Origin of the sequence: Enterobacter sp. 301B, assembly GCF_003850715.1 — a bacterium.
GTDB lineage: Bacteria > Pseudomonadota > Gammaproteobacteria > Enterobacterales > Enterobacteriaceae > Enterobacter > Enterobacter intestinihominis.
In genome coordinates this window covers 77,732-99,107 of record NZ_PQTC01000015.1, presented here as the reverse complement: position 1 = coordinate 99,107, position 21,376 = coordinate 77,732, and the positions used below count along the sequence as shown (strand labels likewise).

General features: G+C 52.8%; 25 protein-coding genes. 17 read left to right on the top strand and 8 right to left on the bottom strand.

What is annotated here, in order from left to right:
- Positions 1 to 128 precede the first annotated feature (128 nt).
- Positions 129 to 473: a DUF488 domain-containing protein gene (locus tag C3451_RS16985; protein ID WP_045621401.1), complete on the top strand. Its 345-nt coding sequence runs from the start codon at positions 129 to 131 to the stop codon at positions 471 to 473.
- On the opposite strand, the gene C3451_RS16980 is transcribed toward C3451_RS16985, so the two are convergent.
- Together C3451_RS16980 and C3451_RS16975 are read right to left on the bottom strand one after the other, a co-directional pair.
- Positions 474 to 779, bottom strand: coding sequence for a hypothetical protein (locus C3451_RS16980; protein WP_022647778.1), 306 nt, complete (start codon positions 777 to 779; stop codon positions 474 to 476).
- A gap of 80 nt (positions 780 to 859) precedes the next feature.
- On the bottom strand, positions 860 to 1,114 hold the full coding sequence (locus C3451_RS16975; protein ID WP_022647777.1) for a DUF333 domain-containing protein: 255 nt from the start codon (positions 1,112 to 1,114) through the stop codon (positions 860 to 862).
- A gap of 312 nt (positions 1,115 to 1,426) precedes the next feature.
- Between C3451_RS16975 and C3451_RS16970 the strand changes: the two genes are divergently transcribed.
- Entirely contained in the window at positions 1,427 to 2,455 is a 1,029-nt protein-coding gene (locus C3451_RS16970; protein ID WP_045621398.1) for a sensor domain-containing diguanylate cyclase, read from the top strand.
- 45 nt (positions 2,456 to 2,500) lie between these two features.
- Positions 2,501 to 2,599, top strand: a complete 99-nt coding sequence (locus tag C3451_RS16965; RefSeq protein ID WP_015570793.1) for a YoaK family small membrane protein — start codon at positions 2,501 to 2,503, stop codon at positions 2,597 to 2,599.
- A gap of 128 nt (positions 2,600 to 2,727) precedes the next feature.
- Here C3451_RS16965 and C3451_RS16955 read toward each other — a convergent pair whose 3' ends face one another.
- Positions 2,728 to 2,976 carry a GlsB/YeaQ/YmgE family stress response membrane protein gene (locus C3451_RS16955; protein ID WP_022647775.1) on the bottom strand — a complete coding sequence of 83 codons (249 nt, stop codon included), beginning with the start codon at positions 2,974 to 2,976 and terminating at the stop codon, positions 2,728 to 2,730.
- A gap of 370 nt (positions 2,977 to 3,346) precedes the next feature.
- On the opposite strand from C3451_RS16955, the gene yncL reads away from it, so the two are divergent.
- On the top strand, positions 3,347 to 3,439 hold the full coding sequence (gene yncL / locus C3451_RS16950; protein WP_071524166.1) for a stress response membrane protein YncL: 93 nt from the start codon (positions 3,347 to 3,349) through the stop codon (positions 3,437 to 3,439).
- Between the two features lie 123 nt (positions 3,440 to 3,562).
- The gene (locus tag C3451_RS16945) at positions 3,563 to 5,062 is read left to right on the top strand and encodes a cyclic diguanylate phosphodiesterase (RefSeq protein WP_045621396.1); all 1,500 of its coding nucleotides are present in this window, start codon (positions 3,563 to 3,565) and stop codon (positions 5,060 to 5,062) included.
- 4 nt (positions 5,063 to 5,066) lie between these two features.
- Here the strand turns inward: C3451_RS16945 and C3451_RS16940 are convergent, their stop codons facing one another.
- Complete coding sequence (locus C3451_RS16940) at positions 5,067 to 5,312, bottom strand: DUF2543 family protein (protein WP_022647773.1); 246 nt, start codon at positions 5,310 to 5,312, stop codon at positions 5,067 to 5,069.
- A gap of 76 nt (positions 5,313 to 5,388) precedes the next feature.
- Complete coding sequence (gene icd / locus C3451_RS16935; RefSeq protein ID WP_003857898.1) at positions 5,389 to 6,639, bottom strand: NADP-dependent isocitrate dehydrogenase; 1,251 nt, start codon at positions 6,637 to 6,639, stop codon at positions 5,389 to 5,391.
- A 117-nt stretch (positions 6,640 to 6,756) separates the two neighbouring features.
- Between icd and rluE the strand changes: the two genes are divergently transcribed.
- From rluE to purB, 5 genes are read left to right on the top strand one after another with little or no spacing between them, the layout of a single operon-like run.
- Positions 6,757 to 7,419: a 23S rRNA pseudouridine(2457) synthase RluE gene (rluE, locus tag C3451_RS16930; protein WP_022650805.1), complete on the top strand. Its 663-nt coding sequence runs from the start codon at positions 6,757 to 6,759 to the stop codon at positions 7,417 to 7,419.
- Complete coding sequence (locus C3451_RS16925; RefSeq protein ID WP_045623090.1) at positions 7,419 to 7,892, top strand: NUDIX hydrolase; 474 nt, start codon at positions 7,419 to 7,421, stop codon at positions 7,890 to 7,892. The genes rluE and C3451_RS16925 overlap by 1 nt, the downstream gene beginning before the upstream one ends.
- 40 nt (positions 7,893 to 7,932) lie before the next feature.
- Entirely contained in the window at positions 7,933 to 9,045 is a 1,113-nt protein-coding gene (mnmA, locus tag C3451_RS16920) for a tRNA 2-thiouridine(34) synthase MnmA (RefSeq protein WP_017693619.1), read from the top strand.
- A gap of 27 nt (positions 9,046 to 9,072) precedes the next feature.
- A complete protein-coding gene (gene hflD / locus C3451_RS16915) occupies positions 9,073 to 9,702 on the top strand; it encodes a high frequency lysogenization protein HflD (protein WP_006809213.1) in 630 nt (209 codons plus the stop codon).
- 19 nt (positions 9,703 to 9,721) lie between these two features.
- Positions 9,722 to 11,092 (top strand): adenylosuccinate lyase, encoded by a 1,371-nt coding sequence (gene purB / locus C3451_RS16910; RefSeq protein ID WP_045623088.1) that lies wholly within the window; start codon positions 9,722 to 9,724, stop codon positions 11,090 to 11,092.
- An 84-nt stretch (positions 11,093 to 11,176) separates the two neighbouring features.
- On the opposite strand, the gene C3451_RS16905 is transcribed toward purB, so the two are convergent.
- Positions 11,177 to 11,569 (bottom strand): hypothetical protein, encoded by a 393-nt coding sequence (locus tag C3451_RS16905; RefSeq protein ID WP_168929099.1) that lies wholly within the window; start codon positions 11,567 to 11,569, stop codon positions 11,177 to 11,179.
- 475 nt (positions 11,570 to 12,044) lie between these two features.
- Between C3451_RS16905 and phoP the strand changes: the two genes are divergently transcribed.
- The 3 genes from phoP (at position 12,045) to C3451_RS16885 (ending at position 15,393) form a co-directional block, all read left to right on the top strand.
- Positions 12,045 to 12,716, top strand: coding sequence for a two-component system response regulator PhoP (gene phoP, locus C3451_RS16895; protein ID WP_026094318.1), 672 nt, complete (start codon positions 12,045 to 12,047; stop codon positions 12,714 to 12,716).
- Positions 12,717 to 14,180, top strand: coding sequence for a two-component system sensor histidine kinase PhoQ (phoQ, locus tag C3451_RS16890; RefSeq protein ID WP_022647768.1), 1,464 nt, complete (start codon positions 12,717 to 12,719; stop codon positions 14,178 to 14,180).
- Between the two features lie 91 nt (positions 14,181 to 14,271).
- Entirely contained in the window at positions 14,272 to 15,393 is a 1,122-nt protein-coding gene (locus C3451_RS16885) for a cupin domain-containing protein (protein ID WP_022647767.1), read from the top strand.
- 92 nt (positions 15,394 to 15,485) lie between these two features.
- On the opposite strand, the gene C3451_RS16880 is transcribed toward C3451_RS16885, so the two are convergent.
- Together C3451_RS16880 and pepT are read right to left on the bottom strand one after the other, a co-directional pair.
- Positions 15,486 to 15,977: a transposase gene (locus C3451_RS16880; RefSeq protein WP_045622609.1), complete on the bottom strand. Its 492-nt coding sequence runs from the start codon at positions 15,975 to 15,977 to the stop codon at positions 15,486 to 15,488.
- A 97-nt stretch (positions 15,978 to 16,074) separates the two neighbouring features.
- Positions 16,075 to 17,298 carry a peptidase T gene (gene pepT, locus C3451_RS16875; RefSeq protein ID WP_045622610.1) on the bottom strand — a complete coding sequence of 408 codons (1,224 nt, stop codon included), beginning with the start codon at positions 17,296 to 17,298 and terminating at the stop codon, positions 16,075 to 16,077.
- Positions 17,299 to 17,535: 237 nt separating this feature from the next.
- Here pepT and potA point away from each other — a divergent pair, with 237 nt between their 5' ends.
- The 4 genes from potA to potD are packed head-to-tail and all read left to right on the top strand — an operon-like array spanning position 17,536 to position 21,344.
- Positions 17,536 to 18,684, top strand: coding sequence for a spermidine/putrescine ABC transporter ATP-binding protein PotA (potA, locus tag C3451_RS16870; RefSeq protein ID WP_163385517.1), 1,149 nt, complete (start codon positions 17,536 to 17,538; stop codon positions 18,682 to 18,684).
- Positions 18,668 to 19,525, top strand: a complete 858-nt coding sequence (potB, locus tag C3451_RS16865; protein ID WP_022647763.1) for a spermidine/putrescine ABC transporter permease PotB — start codon at positions 18,668 to 18,670, stop codon at positions 19,523 to 19,525. The genes potA and potB overlap by 17 nt, the downstream gene beginning before the upstream one ends.
- Complete coding sequence (gene potC / locus C3451_RS16860) at positions 19,522 to 20,313, top strand: spermidine/putrescine ABC transporter permease PotC (protein WP_015570805.1); 792 nt, start codon at positions 19,522 to 19,524, stop codon at positions 20,311 to 20,313. Before potB ends, potC begins: the two co-directional genes overlap by 4 nt.
- Positions 20,310 to 21,344 (top strand): spermidine/putrescine ABC transporter substrate-binding protein PotD, encoded by a 1,035-nt coding sequence (gene potD / locus C3451_RS16855; RefSeq protein WP_032624468.1) that lies wholly within the window; start codon positions 20,310 to 20,312, stop codon positions 21,342 to 21,344. The genes potC and potD overlap by 4 nt, the downstream gene beginning before the upstream one ends.
- Positions 21,345 to 21,376 lie beyond the last annotated feature (32 nt).

Sequence of the window (21,376 nt, the reverse complement as noted above, 5' to 3'; positions counted from 1 at the left end):
ATTTTCAGATAACATAAGGAACCTCAGACTACCGATCTTTTGCAATTATCACAATACCTTAAATTGGGTGGTTAAACGCCGGGTGCTATAGTGTTCTTGCCGAACGTCGCACGGTAGGAGGAAAACGGATGATTCAATGTAAGCGCGTATATGAACAGGCAACGTCAGACGATGGTTACCGGGTGCTGGTAGACAGACTCTGGCCGCGAGGGATAAAAAAGACCGACCTCGCCTGTGATGAGTGGTGTAAAGCGCTAACGCCGTCCAGCGAACTGCGGAAAGCCTTTCACAGTGAAACGATAGATTTCACCGCGTTCAGTGAAGCCTATCGTAAAGAGCTGGCGCAGCATCAGGATGAAGGCAAACGCCTGGCGGCCCTCGCCCGACAGCAGACCGTGACGCTACTCTATGGGGCGAAAAACACGGAGCAGAATCACGCGCGGGTACTGGCGGACTGGCTGCGTAAACTGTGATTAACCGATTGCCAGCTCATCCACGTTGTGTGGCATCTCGTCGGGAGTAAGCGGCATCAAATGTTCCGGGCGAACAAACGCAAAACCGTGCTGATTATCAAAGGCGTAAACATCACCGGTGACCAGCCACAGCGCACGCGCTGATGTATCAGGTAATTGCGTCATGACGCCGTTAACCGGGTTCACAAAACGCTGGCCCGGCTGACAAAGGCCAAACAGCTCCACGGATTTACCGATATTTCGACGGCCCGCCGTCGTACGCGCACCCACAATTATCGCCATGCTGCCCGGTTTTAACTGAAACATACTTCTTCTCTCAAACGTACCGCCAGAAACTGGCTAAGAATAATCCTAAAGAGAAGTGTATCGCAGTTTTATTGCCGTTGTCATCTGGTCGGTTGCGGGTGATCGCGGCGATAGAGATCCCATTCATCGATCACTTCCCCGCCTGGCAATTTGCACTCGGTACGTACACCCTGCGGGCTTTGAACAGGGATTTGCTCTCCCCCTTTTTCCAGACAGTACACTGACGCCGGATTTGCCATACCAATAGCGTGCGGCGGTTGAGGCGCATCGGGAGGAGGTGTCTTTGTTGAGCATGCGGCCAGCGGTAAAACCAGCGCCAGGAGAAGATATTTCATTATCATGATCCTTCAGGGTGTTGAAAACGTCAGAGTAACGGGTCATCGCCGTTTTCTCCATGATTTCTCCATTAAACCTGCACGATTCATCCCTATAGTGGTGTCTGTTCTCACTCTGACCAGAGAACATCATTCCGTAATCAAGATGTTTTGCCCCGATCTCAACATCGGGGCTTTTTTTAGCCTCTCCTTCATCCGCTTTCAGAAGAATCTATAAAATTAATCCAGTTCATGTTTTACTATGACCGGAGTCTATATTTTCAGCATAACATGCAGATACAGAGGTCTTCTGCATGGGAGTCAACCTGCCTCATGTCAGATATCATTCTTGCCCGTGTTTCAGAAACCCTCTCCACCGAGCAATCTCTCGACAGTCTGGTGCGTCAGCTACTGGAAATGCTGGAAATTGTGACGGATATGGAATCAACCTACCTGACCAAAATCGATATCAACGCGCGTTTGCAGCACATTTTATATGCCCGTAACAGCAAGCAAATGCAGATCCCGGAAGGGTTCAGCGTGCCCTGGGACGAAACGCTCTGTAAGCGCGCCATGGATAGCGACACCTTGTTCAGTAACGAGGTGCCCGACCGCTGGCCGGAGTGTGAAGCGGCAAAAGCACTGGGTATTACAACCTATATGAGCGTGCCGGTTCACCTGGCTGACGGTTCTCTGTACGGCACGCTTTGCGCTGCCAGCACCGCACAGAAACAGTTCAGCGAGCGTGGCGAGCAGGTGATCAGGCTCTTTGCCGGGTTAATTGGTCAGTACATTCAGAAAGAGTCGCTTGTGCTTCAGCTTCGTGAAGCAAATGCGGCGCTCATTGCCCACTCTTACACCGACGCCCTTACCGGCCTGCCGAATCGTCGCGCCATTTTTGAAAACCTTACCACCCTGTTCTCACTGGCGCGCCATCTTAACCGCAACGTCATGATTGCCTTTATTGATCTCGATGATTTCAAGCGAATCAATGATCAGTACGGTCATGAAGCGGGCGATCGGTTCCTCGTTCAGGTCGGCAATCGACTGACTCACCAGCAAACGCAGGACGAAATTATCGGCCGGCTCGGCGGCGATGAATTTCTGGTTGCCAGCCTGAGTCACAGCGATGATGGCGACGCCAGCACAGAGGTCAACGCTATCAAAACCCGCCTCAACGGCCGTATCACGGGTGAATATGGGTTAGGTAATGTCACTATTCTCTATCCCGGTGCAAGCTATGGCGTCGTTATTGTTGATCCTCACTGCACAGATGAAGATAGTGCCCTGCGCACCGCAGACCTCGCGATGTATCAGGATAAAAAAGGAAAAAACAAAACAGGCTTTGTCGCGTTAGATTAAAACCGTACACTCTACGGCCTTATACAAACTCAAACAGGTGATGGCATGAGAATAGGGATCCTCTTTCCGGTGGTTATTTTTATCACGGCAGTAGTGTTTTTAGGCTGGTTTTTCCTTGGCGGTTACGCCGCGCCGGGGGCATAAATGAGAAAAACGACCCTCATCATGCTGATTGTCGCCATCGTGGCCGTCGCCGGTACGCAGTTTGGCTGGTGGTAACGCCCAAAGTAAAAAGGCCGCCCTCAGGCAGCCTTTTTTAACACAGGTCAGATTTAGCTTTTGATTTTTCTGTAGATAAACAGAACAACCAGCGCGCCAATCACCGCGACGACAAAGCTGCCGAAGTTGAAGCCATCAACTCTGCCAAAGCCGAACAGGGTACTGATCCAGCCACCGACGACTGCACCCACAATCCCCAGAACGATCGTGACGATGAAACCGCCGCCATCTTTGCCCGGCATAATCCACTTCGCCAGGATCCCCGCAATCAGCCCAAAGATAATCCAGGATAAAATTCCCATAGCTTTCCTCTCTGTATGGTTTTTGTCATTAAATCAACGACACAGAAAAGGATAGCACAGGATCTGAGAAAGGAAATTTGTGATAAGAATCACACGGTTCGTTTGAGTAAAATCTGAGCAATAAAAATTGCCGTTCCACACTCATCGTGGGGTTGCATCTTTTACTGAGAAAGATTATCTTTCTCATTACTGAATAGTTGAGCAAATCACTCAGGTATTCAGTACGACATTGCTCACATTGCTTCCAGTATTTCTTGCCCACTTTTTAGTGGGCTTTTTTTTGCCTCACCCCACCAAAATCTGGCGTTTTTTCCCATGAGGTGAACCGCTATTCTCTGTGGCTACTGAACAGCAAAGTGAATCTGATAACATGAACGTATCGAGCAAGTTCGTCATCTGCCTTAATCTTGTTTCTGCCAGTACGCTACTGTTACTGCTCTCAACACGGTTTGAGTGGTTCTGAGATGTAATGAGTCGGCATGGTGGCTTTCCTTTCAATTACGTGCGGGCTCAACGCGCATACTTGTAGCTTTAATGACCTGTGTTAAGATCCCTGCACCTCAGGACGTGGCGGGACAGCAGGAAAATGAACAAGGCCATTGCCGTTGCTATCATCTCAACCTTTATGGTCGTCCTGTCGCTGTATGCGGTTAACGCCATTATCGTTGAGCAGCAAAAGGACCGGCAGAGGGAGATCTCCCACACGCTCTTACGCTATTCCGAAGACTTGACGCAAAATATCGCCAGTACGCTTAAAAATACCTCCGCGAAGGGATGCGATAACGCCAGCCTGAACGTCTACCGTAATTTAAAGATGCAGAGTCTCTATTTCGCCGATGTGGGGTTTATTGAAAATGGGAAAATCACCTGCACCGCATTTTGGGGCAAGCTGGCAAATCCCATCGCTCTTCCCTCTGAGCTTCACAACACCCTGAACGGATTCAGTCTGGCGCAATTTTCACAGAAAGATTTTTTTGTAGGCAATGCGACAATTTATAACCATCTTATTATCTTCACATCACGTTCAGCCTACGATAAATTCTCTCCGGTCACCGCCAACTATTCACTTCGTTCTACCACGAAAGATTTCGACCGAACCTTTTTTACCGTTACGTCACCTACAGAAAACCTTAGCCGCTTGTCGTCACTGTTATTCACACAGACCGTGACGCAGTGCAGCACGCGCTGGGATTTGTGCGTTACCGTCACCCACCACAATGCCGGACTGGCATCGCTCTCCCGCGTAGTGATGGTGCTCCTGTGCTTGTTTTTATACTTTATCTGGGTATCCCTGACGCTGTTTTCTCTTCGACTTTATGAAGACCGACGTTCTCTGGAACGAACGCTGGTCAAGGCGGTGATAGCGAATACTATCAGCGTTCATTTTCAGCCCATAATTCGGGTTGCTGATAAGAAAATCGTCGGGGTTGAAGTCTTATCAAGATGGCAGGATAACAATCACAAAGAGGTTTCTCCTGAGCTGTTTATCCCGTTAATTAAAAAAATTGGTCTGTATAACGTTTATTATCAGAACATGATAAAGAAATCCCTGGCGGAAATTGCCGGGCTGGCGGCCGAACATCAGTTAATGATTTCACTGAACGTTGGCCGGACGGAAATTGAAGACGGCAAATTTCTGGCGGTATTACGTCATGCATGCTTAGAGAACGCTATTCCCTTATCGTTAATCAAAGTTGAGTTATCCGAGAATGGCGTTTCCACCTCGGCCATCCTTGAAGGGTTTTGTGAGGATCTTAAATCGGCAGGCGTCAAAATTTCAATAGACGATTTTGGCGTGCAAAACTCTAATCTGGCAAGGCTGTCCAATCTCAAATATGACGAAATCAAAGTGGATAAGTCGTTAGTGGATGGCATCAACGAGCATTATAAACAGGATATCCTGGTGATCTTTAGCGACGCGCTCGCTAAACTGCACAAAACCCTGGTGTTTGAGGGAGTCGAAAGCGAAACGCAATATCAGTTCATCGCGCAGAGATACCCCGATGCCCTCGTGCAAGGCTGGTACTTTTCAAAATCACTAACCCGGCACGACCTCGCCAGCCTGCTGGCTTACTCAGCGCGATGAAGCGTTATTCATTGCCCCATTGATTCAGGAAGTTCGCAATATCGTCAATGCGCGCTTCATCTATCTCCGCCTGGACAGCCATCTCCCGCTGCGCCTCTTCACTGATTTCCTCATTGTTGTATAAGCGAGTGAGCAGCAGCTGAAAATAGTGTGCCAGTGGCGTACGCTCCGCCTCTTCTGGCGGTTTTGCCGTTTCAGTCGCATACTCGTCGACGATGTCATAATACTTGAGCGGGATATCATGGGTCATAGCGTTGTTTTCCGTCTTGTGTGCATAAAAAACGGGAACCCTCAGGCTCCCGTTGTCATTTAACCCAGCGAGTGGATTACATGTTCGCGATAATCGCGTCGCCAAACTCTGAGCATTTCAGCAGTTTAGCGCCTTCCATCAGACGTTCAAAGTCATAGGTGACGGTTTTCGCGTTAATCGCGCCTTCCATACCCTTAACAATCAGGTCTGCGGCTTCGAACCATTCCATATGACGCAGCATCATCTCTGCGGACAGAATGATAGAGCCTGGGTTGACTTTGTCCTGGCCTGCATATTTCGGTGCAGTACCGTGAGTTGCTTCAAACAGGGCGCACTCGTCACCGATGTTCGCGCCCGGGGCGATACCGATACCACCCACCTGTGCTGCCAGCGCATCGGAGATGTAGTCACCGTTCAGGTTCATACAGGCGATCACGTCATATTCAGCAGGACGCAGCAGGATCTGTTGCAGGAACGCATCGGCGATCACATCTTTAATGATGATCTCTTTACCGGTGTTCGGGTTTTTAATTTTCTGCCATGGGCCGCCGTCGATCAGTTCACCGCCGAACTCTTCGGTCGCCAGCTGGTAGCCCCAGTCTTTGAACGCACCTTCGGTGAACTTCATGATATTGCCTTTGTGAACCAGGGTCACAGAGTCACGATCGTTGGTGATAGCGTATTCGATGGCGGCACGCACCAGACGCTTGGTCCCTTCTTCGGAGCACGGCTTGATGCCTATGCCGCAATGCTCAGGGAAGCGAATTTTCTTCACGCCCATCTCTTCGCGCAGGAATTTAATCACTTTTTCTGCATCAGCAGAATCCGCTTTCCATTCGATACCGGCGTAGATGTCTTCAGAGTTTTCACGGAAGATGACCATGTCGGTCAGTTCCGGGTGCTTAACCGGGCTTGGAGTGCCCTGGTAGTAACGCACCGGACGCAGACACACATACAGATCCAGTTCCTGACGCAGCGCCACGTTCAGGGAGCGAATGCCGCCGCCAACTGGCGTGGTCAGAGGGCCTTTGATAGCAACGCGATAGTCGCGGATCAGGTCCAGCGTTTCGGCTGGCAGCCAGACGTCCTGGCCATAAACTTGAGTCGATTTTTCACCGGTGTAAATTTCCATCCAGGAAATTTTACGCTCGCCTTTGTAGGCTTTCTCAACAGCGGCATCAACCACTTTCAGCATTGCCGGGGTAACGTCTACACCGATACCGTCACCTTCGATGAACGGGATAATCGGGTTGTGAGGAACGTTAATCTTGCCGTTTTGCAGGGTGATCTTTTTACCTTCCGCCGGAACAACTACTTTGCTTTCCATTAACCTCTCCTTCGAGCGCTTCTGGTTGTTACTGATCTTATGTTAATAAATTGTAATGAGCCTTCCGATAGTACCTGATTGTCCGACGCCATGAAAGGTCTTCGTTATTAGGCTATAATGCGGCAATTGATAACGCCTGAAAATACCATGACGAAAACTTCTTTTAGAAAACACCGGGTTGAGCGATTCAGCTCACGACAAGCCACCAGAAGAACGCCAGAACCCCAGCCAACGCGGGTCATACTGTTCAATAAACCCTACGATGTATTGCCGCAGTTTACCGACGAGGCCGGGCGCAGCACGCTGAAGGATTTTATCCCCGTTCAGGGGGTCTACGCGGCCGGGCGTCTGGATCGCGACAGCGAGGGGCTGCTGGTGCTTACCAATGACGGCGTGCTCCAGGCCAGGCTTACTCAGCCGGGCAAACGTACCGGAAAAATTTACTATGTGCAGGTTGAAGGCGAGCCGGACGACGCGTCGCTGGCAAAGCTGCGCAACGGCGTAACGCTGAACGATGGTCCTACCCTGCCAGCTGGTATTGAGCGCGTGAATGAACCCGAGTGGCTGTGGCCGCGCAACCCGCCGATTCGTGAGCGCAAATCGATTCCCACCAGCTGGCTTAAAATCACCCTTTATGAAGGCCGCAACCGACAGGTCAGGCGCATGACTGCGCATGTGGGCTTCCCTACCCTGCGACTCATTCGCTACGCCATGGGCAGCTACACGCTGGACTCGCTGGCTAACGGGGAATGGCGGGATGTTACCCCTAAGGAGAACTGATGTTTAAACCCCATGTTACGGTCGCCTGCGTGGTCCACGCGCAGGGGAAATTCCTGGTGGTGGAAGAGACCATCAACGGCAAAGCGCTTTGGAATCAGCCAGCCGGGCATCTTGAAGCCAACGAAACCTTATTGCAGGCAGCGAAACGCGAGCTCTGGGAAGAGACGGGTATCCGCGCCGAACCGCAGCACTTTATCCGTATGCATCAGTGGATAGCGCCTGACCAGACACCTTTCCTGCGCTTTTTATTCGCCGTTGAGCTTAACGAAACGTGCGCCACTGAACCGCACGACGACGATATCGATCGCTGCCTGTGGGTGACCGCAGACGAGATCCTGAACGCGCCAAACCTGCGCTCGCCGCTGGTTGCGGAAAGCATCCGCTGCTGGCAGTCTGCGGCTCGCCTGCCGCTGGATGTCATTGCAGAATTTAACTGGCCGTTTACAGAGGGTGTCAATGGTGGGGGGGCGTGATAGAATATGCCGCCTTGAAGTTCAATGTCGTGAGTATTCCATGTCAGATAACAGCCAGAAAAAAGTGATCGTCGGCATGTCCGGCGGTGTCGATTCCTCCGTTTCCGCCTACCTGTTGCAGCAACAGGGCTATAAGGTGGAGGGCCTGTTCATGAAGAACTGGGAGGAAGACGATGGCGAGGAATACTGCACTGCCGCTGCGGATCTCGCCGATGCGCAGGCCGTGTGCGATAAGCTCGACATCGAACTGCACACCGTTAACTTTGCCGCAGAATACTGGGACAACGTTTTTGAACTCTTCCTCGAAGAGTACAAAGCGGGCCGCACGCCAAACCCGGATATCCTGTGTAACAAAGAGATCAAATTCAAAGCCTTCCTGGAATTCGCCGCGGAAGATCTGGGCGCAGACTACATTGCGACCGGCCACTACGTGCGTCGCGCGGATGTGAATGGTAAAAGCCAGCTGCTGCGCGGTCTGGATGGCAATAAAGATCAGAGCTACTTCCTCTACACGCTGAGCCATGAACAGATTGCCCAAAGTCTGTTCCCGGTCGGCGAGCTGGAAAAGCCGGAAGTGCGTAAGATTGCTGAAGATTTGGATCTGATCACCGCGAAGAAAAAAGACTCCACCGGTATCTGTTTTATCGGCGAGCGTAAATTCCGCGAGTTCCTGGGGCGCTACCTGCCTGCACAGCCGGGCAAAATCGTCACCGTTGACGGTGATGAGATTGGTCAGCACCAGGGGCTGATGTACCACACTCTCGGCCAGCGTAAAGGTCTGGGTATCGGCGGCACCAAAGAGGGCAGCGAAGATCCGTGGTACGTGGTCGACAAAGATGTCGAAAACAATATTTTGGTGGTGGCTCAGGGTCACGACCATCCGCGCCTGATGTCCGTTGGACTTATCGCGCAACAGCTGCACTGGGTCGATCGCGAGCCGCTGAAAGGCACGCTGCGCTGCACCGTGAAAACGCGCTACCGCCAGACGGACATCCCTTGCACCGTCACCGCACTGGATGACGATCGCATTGACGTGCGTTTCGACGAACCGGTTTCCGCCGTTACCCCTGGCCAGTCAGCTGTTTTCTACAGCGGCGAAATTTGCCTCGGCGGTGGGATCATTGAACAGCGCCTGCCGCTGCCTGCTGTTTAAACCGTTTGCACACATAAAGGAGACCGTGTGGCGAAGAACTATTACGACATCACCCTGGCGCTGGCGGGAATTTGCCAGTCAGCCCGTCTGGTGCAACAGCTGGCGCATCAGGGTCATTGCGACGCTGATGCCCTGCACGTTTCACTCAACAGCGTTATCGATCTTAACCCAGGCTCCACGCTGGGCGTCTTTGGCGGCAGTGAAACCAATCTTCGTCTCGGTCTTGAAACCCTGCTCGGCGTGCTCAACGCCAGTAACCGTCAGGGGTTGAATGCGGAACTGACCCGCTACACCTTAAGCCTGATGGTGCTGGAACGTAAGCTGAACGCGGCGAAAGGCGCAATGAATACCCTGGGCGATCGCATCGCCGGGCTACAGCGCCAGCTCGACCACTTTGACCTCCAGTCTGAGACCCTGCTGAGCGCGATGGCCGGTATCTACGTCGACGTAATTAGCCCGCTCGGCCCGCGTATTCAGGTCACCGGTTCGCCTGCCGTATTGCAAAGCCCACAGGTACAGGCGAAGGTACGCGCTTCGCTGCTGGCAGGCATCCGTGCCGCCGTGCTGTGGCAACAGGTCGGCGGTGGCCGCCTACAGCTCATGTTTTCTCGTCATCGCCTGACGACTCAGGCAAAACAAATTCTTGCTCATTGTTAACCTCCCGGAGTTGCGAATTATGGAATTATCCTCACTGACCGCCGTATCCCCTGTCGATGGACGCTACGGCGATAAAGTCAGCGCGCTGCGCGGGATCTTCAGCGAATATGGCCTGCTGAAGTTCCGTGTTCAGGTTGAAGTGCGCTGGCTGCAAAAGCTGGCCGCCCAGACAGCAATCAAGGAAGTTCCTGCTTTTGACGCAAAGGCAAACGATTACCTTGATAAAATCGTTGCTGAGTTCAGCGAAGAAGATGCCGCGCGTATTAAAACCATCGAACGCACCACCAACCACGACGTGAAAGCGGTTGAATATTTCCTGAAAGAGAAAGTGGCAAGCGTCCCTGCGCTGCACGCGGTATCTGAATTTATTCACTTCGCCTGTACCTCTGAAGATATTAACAACCTGTCTCACGCGCTGATGCTCTGTACTGCACGCAAAGAGGTGGTACTCCCTTACTGGCGTAAAATCATCGATGCGGTGAAAGCGCTGTCCGTGGAGTACCGCGATATTCCGCTGTTGTCCCGTACTCATGGCCAGCCAGCAACCCCATCCACCATGGGTAAAGAGATGGCGAACGTAGCGTACCGCATGGAACGCCAGTATCGTCAGCTGGAGCAGATTGAGATCCTCGGCAAAATCAACGGCGCGGTGGGTAACTACAACGCCCACATTGCGGCGTACCCGGAAGTGGACTGGCACCAGTTCAGTGAAGAGTTCGTGACGTCTCTGGGGATCCAGTGGAACCCGTACACCACCCAGATTGAGCCGCACGACTACATCGCTGAGCTGTTTGACTGCATTGCGCGCTTCAACACCATCCTGATCGACTTCGATCGTGACGTCTGGGGCTACATCGCCCTGAACCACTTCAAGCAGAAGACCATCGCCGGGGAAATCGGTTCGTCCACCATGCCGCACAAAGTGAACCCAATCGACTTCGAAAACTCCGAAGGTAACCTGGGCCTGGCGAATGCCGTGTTGCAGCATATGGCGAGTAAGCTGCCGGTCTCCCGCTGGCAGCGCGACCTGACTGACTCCACGGTGCTGCGTAACCTGGGCGTGGGTATTGGCTACGCGCTGATCGCCTACCAGTCCACCCTGAAGGGTGTGAGCAAGCTGGAGGTGAACCGCGACCGTCTGCTGGACGAGCTGGATCACAACTGGGAAGTGCTGGCGGAGCCGATTCAGACCGTGATGCGTCGTTATGGCATCGAAAAACCGTACGAGAAACTCAAAGAGCTGACCCGCGGTAAACGCGTTGATGCTGAGGGTATGAAACAGTTTATCGATGGTCTGGCGCTGCCCGAAGAAGAAAAAGCGCGCCTGAAAGAGATGACCCCGGCAAACTATATTGGCCGCGCCATTACTATGGTTGACGAGCTGAAGTAATCACCCTCCCCCTTTCCACCCGGAAAGGGGGCTGCTTATCATCATCGTGTCGACGTTCACACCCCGTTACAGGCTCTGCCGGGATTACAACCTGTTGTCAGGCTGGTGGTTATTTTTCGCCGTGGAATAACTTTCCGGAATATATCGTTTTAAGCCGAACGGGCACAGCCTGAACTGGCACGGGGTCTCAACCGTGCATGGCCGATCCATCTCCTGCCGGTTACCTGGACACGCGTTTTTCTGTTTGAACCCCATCCAGCCAATTGATGTATAGGGCATTGCCTGCGCTATCCATACCCTACGCCGCCGATCGTTAATCAGGATACCCTGGTTTGAGGTGGTGATGATTTCACCGGCACGAACGTAATAATCCCCTTTTAGCCAAAGGATATAATTCAGGCCATATTGTGTTTCAACTTTGCAAAAGATGGTTCCACTTTCCGGGCTCGCAATAGTCTCAACAACCTTCCATTCCATAGAATCCTCTTTACTCGCTATATTGCTGTTTTGTTGTGTAAAAATGCTGATTTTCTGGCACATCTTATGCAAATATAATTTCGCACCATAAAATAAGCGTAGACAAAGACAGACATAGTGAGAACATCCTTACAAAAAAAAGGGCAATCTTTACAAAACTGGCGTGCCCGTTCTGTCAAAAAAGCGACTCGCCTTCAACCGTTCATAAACGGATGGATGTTTTATCCGGATTGCGGAAGCGTGCGAAAACAAGTCAGTTTATATTACCCGCGCCTTCTGGGGGCGTATGAGGCATATGTGAGGTGGGTGGGCGATATGAAACAGGATCAGGTCAACATACTTAATAATCAGATGCCTGGCGTAATGCCACCTGTCTTCAGAAGCATGAAAAAAATCATTTAATTTCATAACGCTGGTGTCAACCTGGATAATCAGCGTTAAACTATTCATACCATTTATAAAGGGAGAAATGATGATGCGCGTACTGGTTGTTGAGGATAACGCATTGCTACGTCATCACCTGAAAGTTCAACTTCAGGAGATGGGTCATCAGGTGGACGATGCTGAAGACGCAAAAGAGGCCGATTATTATCTCAATGAACACCTGCCGGACATCGCCATTGTCGATTTAGGGCTGCCGGATGAAGACGGATTATCTCTTATCCGCCGCTGGCGTAGCCATGACGTTTCCCTGCCGGTACTGGTGCTGACTGCTCGCGAAGGCTGGCAGGACAAGGTTGAAGTGTTGAGCGCAGGCGCAGATGACTACGTGACCAAACCCTTCCATATTGAAGAAGTCGCCGCGCGTATGCAGGCGCTGCTGCGCCGCAACAGCGGGCTGGCGTCACAGGTGATCTCTCTGCCGCCGTTCCAGGTGGATCTCTCCCGCCGCGAATTTTCAATAAATGATGAAGTAATCAAGCTGACCGCATTCGAATACACCATCATGGAAACGCTGATCCGTAACAACGGTAAAGTGGTGAGCAAAGATTCCCTGATGCTTCAGCTTTATCCGGATGCCGAACTGCGCGAAAGCCACACCATTGACGTGCTGATGGGCCGCCTGCGCAAAAAAATTCAGGCACAGTACCCGCACGACGTGATTACCACCGTGCGTGGTCAGGGCTACCTGTTCGAATTACGCTAAATGAAAGGGATTTTGCGCCACATTTTACCCCTTTCACTGCGGGTTCGCTTTCTGCTGGCAACCGCCGCCGTCGTGCTCGTGCTGTCCCTCTCTTACGGAATGGTGGCGTTGGTCGGGTACAGCGTAAGCTTCGATAAAACCACCTTCCGCCTGCTTCGCGGCGAAAGTAATCTGTTCTATACCCTGGCGAAATGGGAGAACAACCAAATCACCGTCGAGATGCCGGAAAACCTGAACCAGCAGAGCCCAACGCTGGCACTCATTTACGATGAAAAAGGAAAATTGCTGTGGGCGCAGCGCGACGTCCCCTGGCTGAAAAAGCGCATCCGTCCGGAATGGCTTAAAACCAATGGTTTTCACGAAATTGAAGCCGACCTCAACTCTACCAGCATCCTGCTGCGTGACGATCGGGCGTTACAGAACAAGCTCAATGAGATCCGCGCTGAAGATGACGACACGGAGATGACCCACTCGGTGGCCATCAACCTGTATCCCGCTACTCTGAACATGCCGCAGCTGACCATTGTAGTGATCGATACGATACCGGTTGAGCTAAAACGTTCGTATATGGTCTGGAACTGGTTCGTGTACGTTCTGGCTGCCAACCTGCTGCTTGTGATCCCTCTCCTGTGGGTTGCTGCTTGGTGGAGCCTCCGCCCGATTGAATCCCTTGCCAAAGAGGTGCGCGAGCTGGAGGAACATCACCGCGAGAAGCTTAACCCTGAAACTACGCGCGAACTGACCAGCCTGGTGCGCAACCTCAACCGCCTGCTGAAAAGCGAACGTGAACGTTACGACAAGTATCGCACGACGCTCACCGATCTTACGCACAGCCTGAAAACCCCGCTGGCAGTGATGCAAAGTACACTGCGTTCAATGCGCAGTTCGAAAATGAGCGTGGATGACGCCGAGCCGGTAATGCTGGAGCAAATCAGCCGTATTTCACAGCAGATTGGTTATTATCTGCACCGCGCGAGCATGCGTTCCGGAAGCGCCTTATTGAGCCGTGAACTGCACCCGGTAGCCCCGCTGCTGGATAACCTCACCTCTGCGCTGAACAAGGTTTACCAGCGTAAAGGGGTAAACATCAGTCTGGATATCTCACCGGAAATAAGCTTTGTTGGCGAGAAGAATGACTTTATGGAAGTGATGGGTAATCTGCTCGATAACGCCTGCAAATATTGTCTGGAGTTTGTCGAGGTGTCCGCGCGCGTAACGGATAACGAACTGCATATTATCGTTGAGGATGATGGTCCTGGCATTCCCCATAATAAACGCGAAGTGGTATTCGATCGCGGTCAGCGCGCCGATACGCTGCGCCCGGGCCAGGGTGTCGGATTATCCGTCGCCCGGGAAATTGTCGATCAGTACGAGGGCAAGATTGAAACCGGCGAAAGTCTGCTGGGCGGTGCCCGTATGGAAGTCATTTTTGGCCGCCAACAGCCCGTATTGAACGATAGTTAACCCGAAATGTGAAAAATACGCGGATCTCGCAGCCAGGGGTCGGTGCTTCCGTTATAATCCGTCTCAGTAAGAGCCTGCGGAATACAAAAATATGGATTATCAATTAACGCTTAACTGGCCCGAATTTATTGAACGTTACTGGCAAAAACGCCCGGTCGTTCTTAAACGCGGGATCAGCAATTTTATCGACCCTATTTCTCCTGACGAACTCGCTGGTCTGGCGATGGAAAACGAGGTAGACAGCCGTCTGGTGAGCCATCAGGACGGGAAATGGCAGGTCAGCCACGGTCCCTTTGAAAGCTACGATCACCTGGGCGAAAGCAACTGGTCTTTACTGGTGCAGGCGGTCAACAACTGGCACGAACCCACCGCAGCCTTGATGCGTCCCTTCCGCGCCCTCCCAGACTGGCGAATGGACGATCTGATGATCTCCTTCTCTGTTCCCGGTGGCGGCGTGGGTCCGCATCTTGATCAGTACGACGTGTTTATCATTCAGGGTACAGGTCGCCGTCGCTGGCGAGTGGGCGAAAAAGTGCCAATGAAGCAGCACTGCCCGCACCCGGATCTGCTTCAGGTTGATCCGTTTGAAGGGATCATTGATGAAGAGCTGGAGCCAGGCGACATTCTGTATATCCCGCCAGGCTTCCCGCATGAAGGTTATTCCCTTGAAAACTCGCTAAACTATTCGGTTGGTTTCCGCGCGCCAAGCGGCCGCGAGATGATCAGCGGATTCGCTGACTATGTTTTACAGCGCGAGCTGGGCAGCCATCGTTACAGCGATCCGGATGTTCCGGCGCGTGAGCACCCGGCCGATATTCTGCCAGAGGAGCTGGATAAGCTGCGCGGTATGATGCTGGATCTGATCAACGAACCGGAGCACTTCAGACAGTGGTTTGGCGAGTTTATCAGCCAGTCGCGTCACGAACTGGACGTCGCACCGCCAGAGCCGCCGTATCAGGCAGATGAAATTTATGATGCCCTCCAGCAGGGCGATAAGCTGGTTCGTCTGGGCGGATTACGTGTATTGCGCATTGGCGAAGAGGTATTCGTCAACGGCGAGCGCCTGGACTCTCCACACCGTCCGGCACTGGAAGCGATTGCCAGCCATATGGTGCTGTCTGCGGATACCTTTGGCGACGCGCTGGACGATCCCTCCTTCCTCGCCATGCTGGCCGCGCTGGTTAACAGCGGGTACTGGTTTTTTGAGGACTGAGTCATGATGTTTGCCGGGTGGCGGCTACGCCTTACCCGGCCTACAAAAGCCGTTCCCGCAGGCCCGGTAAGCGATGCGCCACCGGGCTTTTTTTACTTCCGCTCCCCCGCCGCAAAATCCTCAATCTCACCCGCCCAGTCTGTCGGATATAACCCCTCCCGCACGTCCCGATGAAACGTTGAATAGGGCCAGTCGACGACTTTCCCGACATAGCCATGCTTCAGCGGATTGATGTAGACGTAATCCATATGCCGCCGGTAATCCTGTTCATTGCGAATAGTGTGCTCCCAGAAACGCGGCTGCCAGACGTGGCGCATCTCAATGTTGCGGCTAAACATTTTTTTGATGTCGCGCCAGCGCGCTGAAAAGTCACTGTCCCCTTCCGGTAAGGTCCAGATACAGTGCATATGTTCAGGCAGGATAACCCAGGCGTTATTGGTGAAGGGCTTCGCATGCTTAACCGTGGCGGTAGCGGAACGCAGGCTGTCGATGTGGCGGGTAAGTAAATCGCTCTGGCGGTTTTGCAGATTGACGGTGAAAAACCAGGTCCCACCGGGGATGTAGTGGCGGCGGTAGTTTGACATTGGCACTCCTTGCCCATTGCCCGGTGGCGCTTCGCTTACCGGGCCTACGATCGAAATGTAGGCCGGGTAAGGCGTAGCCGCCACCCGGCATGAAACATTACCGCTTCGCGGTTAACTCTGCTATCCGCACAATCACCTGCACCGCTTTTTCCATCCCTTCCAGCGTCACGAACTCATGCTTGCCGTGGTAGTTATATCCACCGGTAAACAGGTTCGGGCACGGCAGGCCCATAAATGACAGCTGCGAACCATCGGTTCCACCACGGATCGGTTTCATCACCGGCTCGATATCACAATAGCGCATCGCCTGTTGGGCGATATCAAGAATGTGCGGATGCTCCATCACCTTCTCGCGCATATTGTAATAGCTGTCTTCGATGATGAGCTCAATATAGCAATCCGGGTGCAGCCCCTTGCCGACCTTTTTCGCGATCTCCATCATCTTACGCTTGCGCGCTTCAAAGGCTTTGCGGTCAAAATCGCGGACGATATAGTGCATCTGCGCGCTGTCCACGTTCCCCTTGATGTTGGTCAGATGATAAAAACCCTCATACCCTTCCGTCATCTCCGGGCTCTCTTCGGCAGGAACTTCCGCATGAATACGCGCAGCCAGCGACAGCGCATTCACCATCACCCCTTTCGCAGAGCCCGGGTGCACGTTATTCCCGACGATTTTGATCGTCACCGATGCCGCGTTAAAGTTTTCATACTCAAGTTCACCCACGCCGCCACCGTCGACGGTGTAGGCCCACTGAGCGTTAAACGCCTCGACGTCAAAATGTTTCGCGCCTTTTCCTACCTCTTCATCCGGCGTGAAGGCCACGCGGATATCGCCATGTGGGATATTTTTGCCCTTCAGCACCGCCAGCGCCGTCATGATCTCGGCGATACCCGCTTTGTCATCGGCCCCCAGCAAGGTTTTGCCGTCGGTGGTGATTAACGTCTGCCCCAGCAGCTGATGCAGTACAGGGAACATCACCGGCGACAGCACTTCGTCGCCAATGCCCAGCGCAATATCTCCGCCGCGGTAGTTTTCAACAATCTGCGGATTAACGTGTTTACCGCTAAAATCAGGTGAGGTATCGACATGAGAAATAAAGCCAATCGCCGGGATATCTCCCTCAACGTTGGCCGGCAGCGTTCCCATCACGGTCCCTTTTTCACTGAGCGTGACATCAACCAGCCCCATGGCCTCCAGCTGCTCTTTCAGCAGATTTAGCAGCTTCCACTGGCCTTCGGTGCTTGGCACCTGTCGGACCCCCGGCTTAGATTGGGTATCCAGCGAAACGTAATGTAAGAAACGCTCAAGTAGTTTATCCATGCAGTCACCCTCACTTTTTGTGACAACATTATCATTAAGCAGCAAAACGCAAATATTGCGTCAGGTCACTTTTATCCCGCAAACGAGAACTTTTTACGTTTATATCGTTCTGCGTTAATAAATGTAGCTTATGAATAAGTGAGAAGGATTGGCGATTCAATGGGTTTGCCGTAGAATGTCCGCCCTCATTACGAGTCACCAAGGTGGTTACACACAAACCCCGCTTCAGTCTGCTGCCTGAGGCGTCTATATGGGACAGCGCGAAAATTGAATACACAACCCCGTTCCCTTTCACCGCTGGTGCAACTGGAACGAATTCGTAAAAGTTTCGATGGCAAAGATGTCATTTCCGATCTTAATCTGACCATCAATGACGGTGAGTTTCTCACGCTGCTTGGCCCCTCCGGCTGCGGCAAAACCACCGTCCTGCGCCTTATTGCCGGGCTGGAAAGCGTCGATAACGGCCATATCCATCTTGAGAACCAGGACATTACCCAGGTCCCTGCCGAAGATCGCCACGTCAATACCGTCTTTCAGAGCTATGCCCTGTTCCCGCACATGACCGTGTTTGAGAACGTGGCGTTTGGCCTGCGGATGCAAAAAACACCCGCCAGCGAGATCCCGCCGCGCGTTACCGAAGCCCTGCGCATGGTGCAGCTGGAGGCATTCGCCCAGCGCAAGCCGCATCAACTTTCTGGTGGTCAGCAGCAGCGTGTGGCTATTGCCCGCGCCGTGGTCAACAAACCACGCCTGCTCCTGCTGGATGAATCCCTCTCCGCGCTGGACTACAAGCTGCGCAAGCAGATGCAGAACGAGCTGAAAGCGCTTCAGCGTAAGCTCGGCATCACGTTCGTGTTTGTCACTCACGATCAGGAAGAAGCCCTGACTATGTCAGACCGTATCGTGGTGATGCGTGAGGGTAAGATTGAGCAGGACGGCACGCCGCGTGAAATTTACGAGGAGCCGAAAAACCTGTTCGTCGCCAGCTTCATTGGCGAAATCAATATTTTCAACGCCACGGTGATTGAGCGTCTGGACGAGCAGCGCGTGCGCGCCAACGTGGAAGGCCGCGAATGCAACATCACGGTAAACTTTGCCGTGGAAAAGGGTCAAAGGCTCAACGTTCTGCTGCGCCCGGAAGATCTTCGCGTCGATGAGATCCACGACACGGCTGACGCCGAAGGTCTGATCGGTTACGTTCGCGAACGAAACTACAAAGGGATGACCCTCGAGTCCGTTGTGGAACTGGAAAACGGCAAAATGGTGATGGTTAGTGAGTTCTTCAACGAGGACGATCCGGACTTCGACCACTCGCTGGATCAGAAGATGGTCATCAACTGGGTAGAAAGCTGGGAGGTTGTACTGGCTGATGAAGAACACAAGTAAGTTCCAGAATGTGGTGATTGCCACGATCGTCGGTTGGCTTGTGTTGTTTGTCTTTCTTCCCAACCTGATGATCATCGTAACCAGCTTCCTGACCCGCGACGACGCGAACTTCGTCGCGATGGTCTTTACGCTGGACAACTACGCACGCCTGCTCGATCCGCTCTACTTTGACGTGCTGCTGCACTCGCTCAATATGGCGCTGATTGCCACCGTTGCCTGTCTGGTGCTGGGGTATCCGTTCGCGTGGTTCCTGGCTCGCCTGCCGCAAAAAGTGCGTCCGCTGCTGCTGTTTTTACTGATTGTGCCATTCTGGACCAACTCGTTGATCCGCATCTACGGGCTGAAAATCTTCCTCAGCACCAAAGGTTATCTGAACGAGTTTCTGCTGTGGCTTGGGGTTATTGATACGCCGATCCGCATTATGTTCACTCCGAGCGCGGTGATCGTCGGCCTGGTCTATATCCTGCTGCCGTTTATGGTGATGCCGCTTTACTCAAGCATTGAAAAGCTTGATAAACCACTTCTGGAAGCCGCGAGAGACCTGGGGGCCAGCAAGCTGCAAACCTTTATCCGCATCATTATCCCGCTGACCATGCCGGGCATTATTGCCGGATGTCTGCTGGTCATGTTGCCTGCGATGGGCCTGTTCTACGTGTCGGACCTGATGGGCGGGGCGAAAAACCTGCTGATCGGCAACGTGATCAAGAGCCAGTTCCTGAACATCCGCGACTGGCCGTTCGGCTCGGCCACCAGCATTACGCTGACGGTGGTAATGGGGCTGATGCTGCTGGTTTACTGGCGTGCCTCACGCCTGCTGAATAAGAAGGTGGAGCTGGAATGATCGGTCGACTGCTTCGCGGCGGTTTTATGACCGCCATTTATGCGTATCTTTATATTCCGATAATCATTTTGATCGTGAACTCCTTTAACAGTTCACGCTTCGGGATCAACTGGCAAGGGTTTACCACCAAATGGTATGGCCTGCTGATGAACAATGACAGCCTGCTACAGGCCGCTCAGCACTCGCTGACGATGGCGGTATTCTCTGCCACCTTCGCGACGCTGATTGGCTCGCTGACCGCCGTGGCGCTGTACCGCTACCGTTTTCGCGGTAAGCCGTTCGTCAGCGGTATGCTGTTTGTGGTGATGATGTCCCCGGACATCGTGATGGCCATTTCACTGCTGGTGCTGTTTATGCTGCTGGGCGTCCAGCTCGGTTTCTGGTCGCTGCTGTTTTCGCATATCACCTTCTGCCTGCCGTTTGTGGTGGTAACCGTCTACGCGCGACTGAAAGGGTTCGACGTACGCATGCTGGAAGCGGCGAAAGATCTGGGTGCCAGCGAGATGACCATTCTGCGCAAAATCATCCTGCCGCTGGCGATGCCTGCCGTGGCAGCCGGATGGCTGCTCAGCTTTACCCTGTCGATGGACGACGTGGTCGTGTCCTCCTTCGTCACCGGGCCGAGCTACGAAATTCTGCCGTTGAAGATCTACTCAATGGTGAAAGTCGGTGTTTCACCCGAAGTGAACGCGCTGGCGACTATTCTGTTGGTGTTATCGCTGGTTCTGGTGATTGCCAGCCAGGTTATTGCTCGTGATAAAACAAAATCTCAGGGGACACAGAAATGAAAAAAATACTTGCCGCTGCGGCACTGGTGCTCGGAATGGGTGCCGCGCATGCTGATGACAGCAAAACGCTCTATTTCTACAACTGGACCGAGTATGTGCCGCCGGGCCTGCTGGAGCAGTTCACCAAAGAGACGGGCATCAAGGTGATCTATTCGACCTACGAGTCGAATGAAACCATGTACGCCAAGCTCAAAACCTATAAAGATGGCGCGTATGACCTGGTGGTGCCGTCGACCTATTTCGTCGACAAGATGCGCAAAGAAGGCATGATCCAGAAGATCGATAAAACGAAGCTAACCAATTTTTCAAACCTCGATCCTGAGATGCTAAACAAGCCATTCGACCCGAACAACGATTATTCCATTCCGTACATCTGGGGCGCGACGGCAATTGGCGTCAACAGCGATGCCGTTGATCCAAAAACGGTTTCATCCTGGGCTGATCTGTGGAAGCCGGAATACAAAAGCAGCCTGCTGTTAACCGATGATGCGCGCGAAGTGTTCCAGATTGCGCTGCGTAAACTCGGCTACTCCGGCAACACCACCGATCCGAAAGAGATCGAAGCGGCGTATAACGAACTGAAAAAGCTGATGCCAAACGTGGCGGCGTTCAACTCGGATAACCCGGCTAACCCGTATATGGAAGGTGAAGTGAATCTGGGGATGGTCTGGAACGGCTCTGCGTTTGTGGCGCGTCAGGCCGGTACGCCGCTGGAGGTGGTCTGGCCGAAAGAGGGCGGCATCTTCTGGATGGACAGCCTCGCGATCCCGGCTAATGCGAAAAACGTCGATGGCGCCCTGAAGCTGATTAACTTCCTGCTGCGCCCGGATGTGGCAAAACAGGTGGCGGAAACTATTGGTTACCCGACACCAAACCTGGCCGCGCGGAAGCTGTTAAGTCCTGAAGTGGCGAATGATAAATCGCTTTATCCGGACGCTGAAACCATCAGCAAAGGGGAATGGCAGAACGACGTCGGTGACGCGAGCCGCCTGTATGAAGAGTATTATCAGAAGCTAAAAGCAGGCCGTTAATGCACAACGGGCGACGCAAGGTCGCCCGTTAC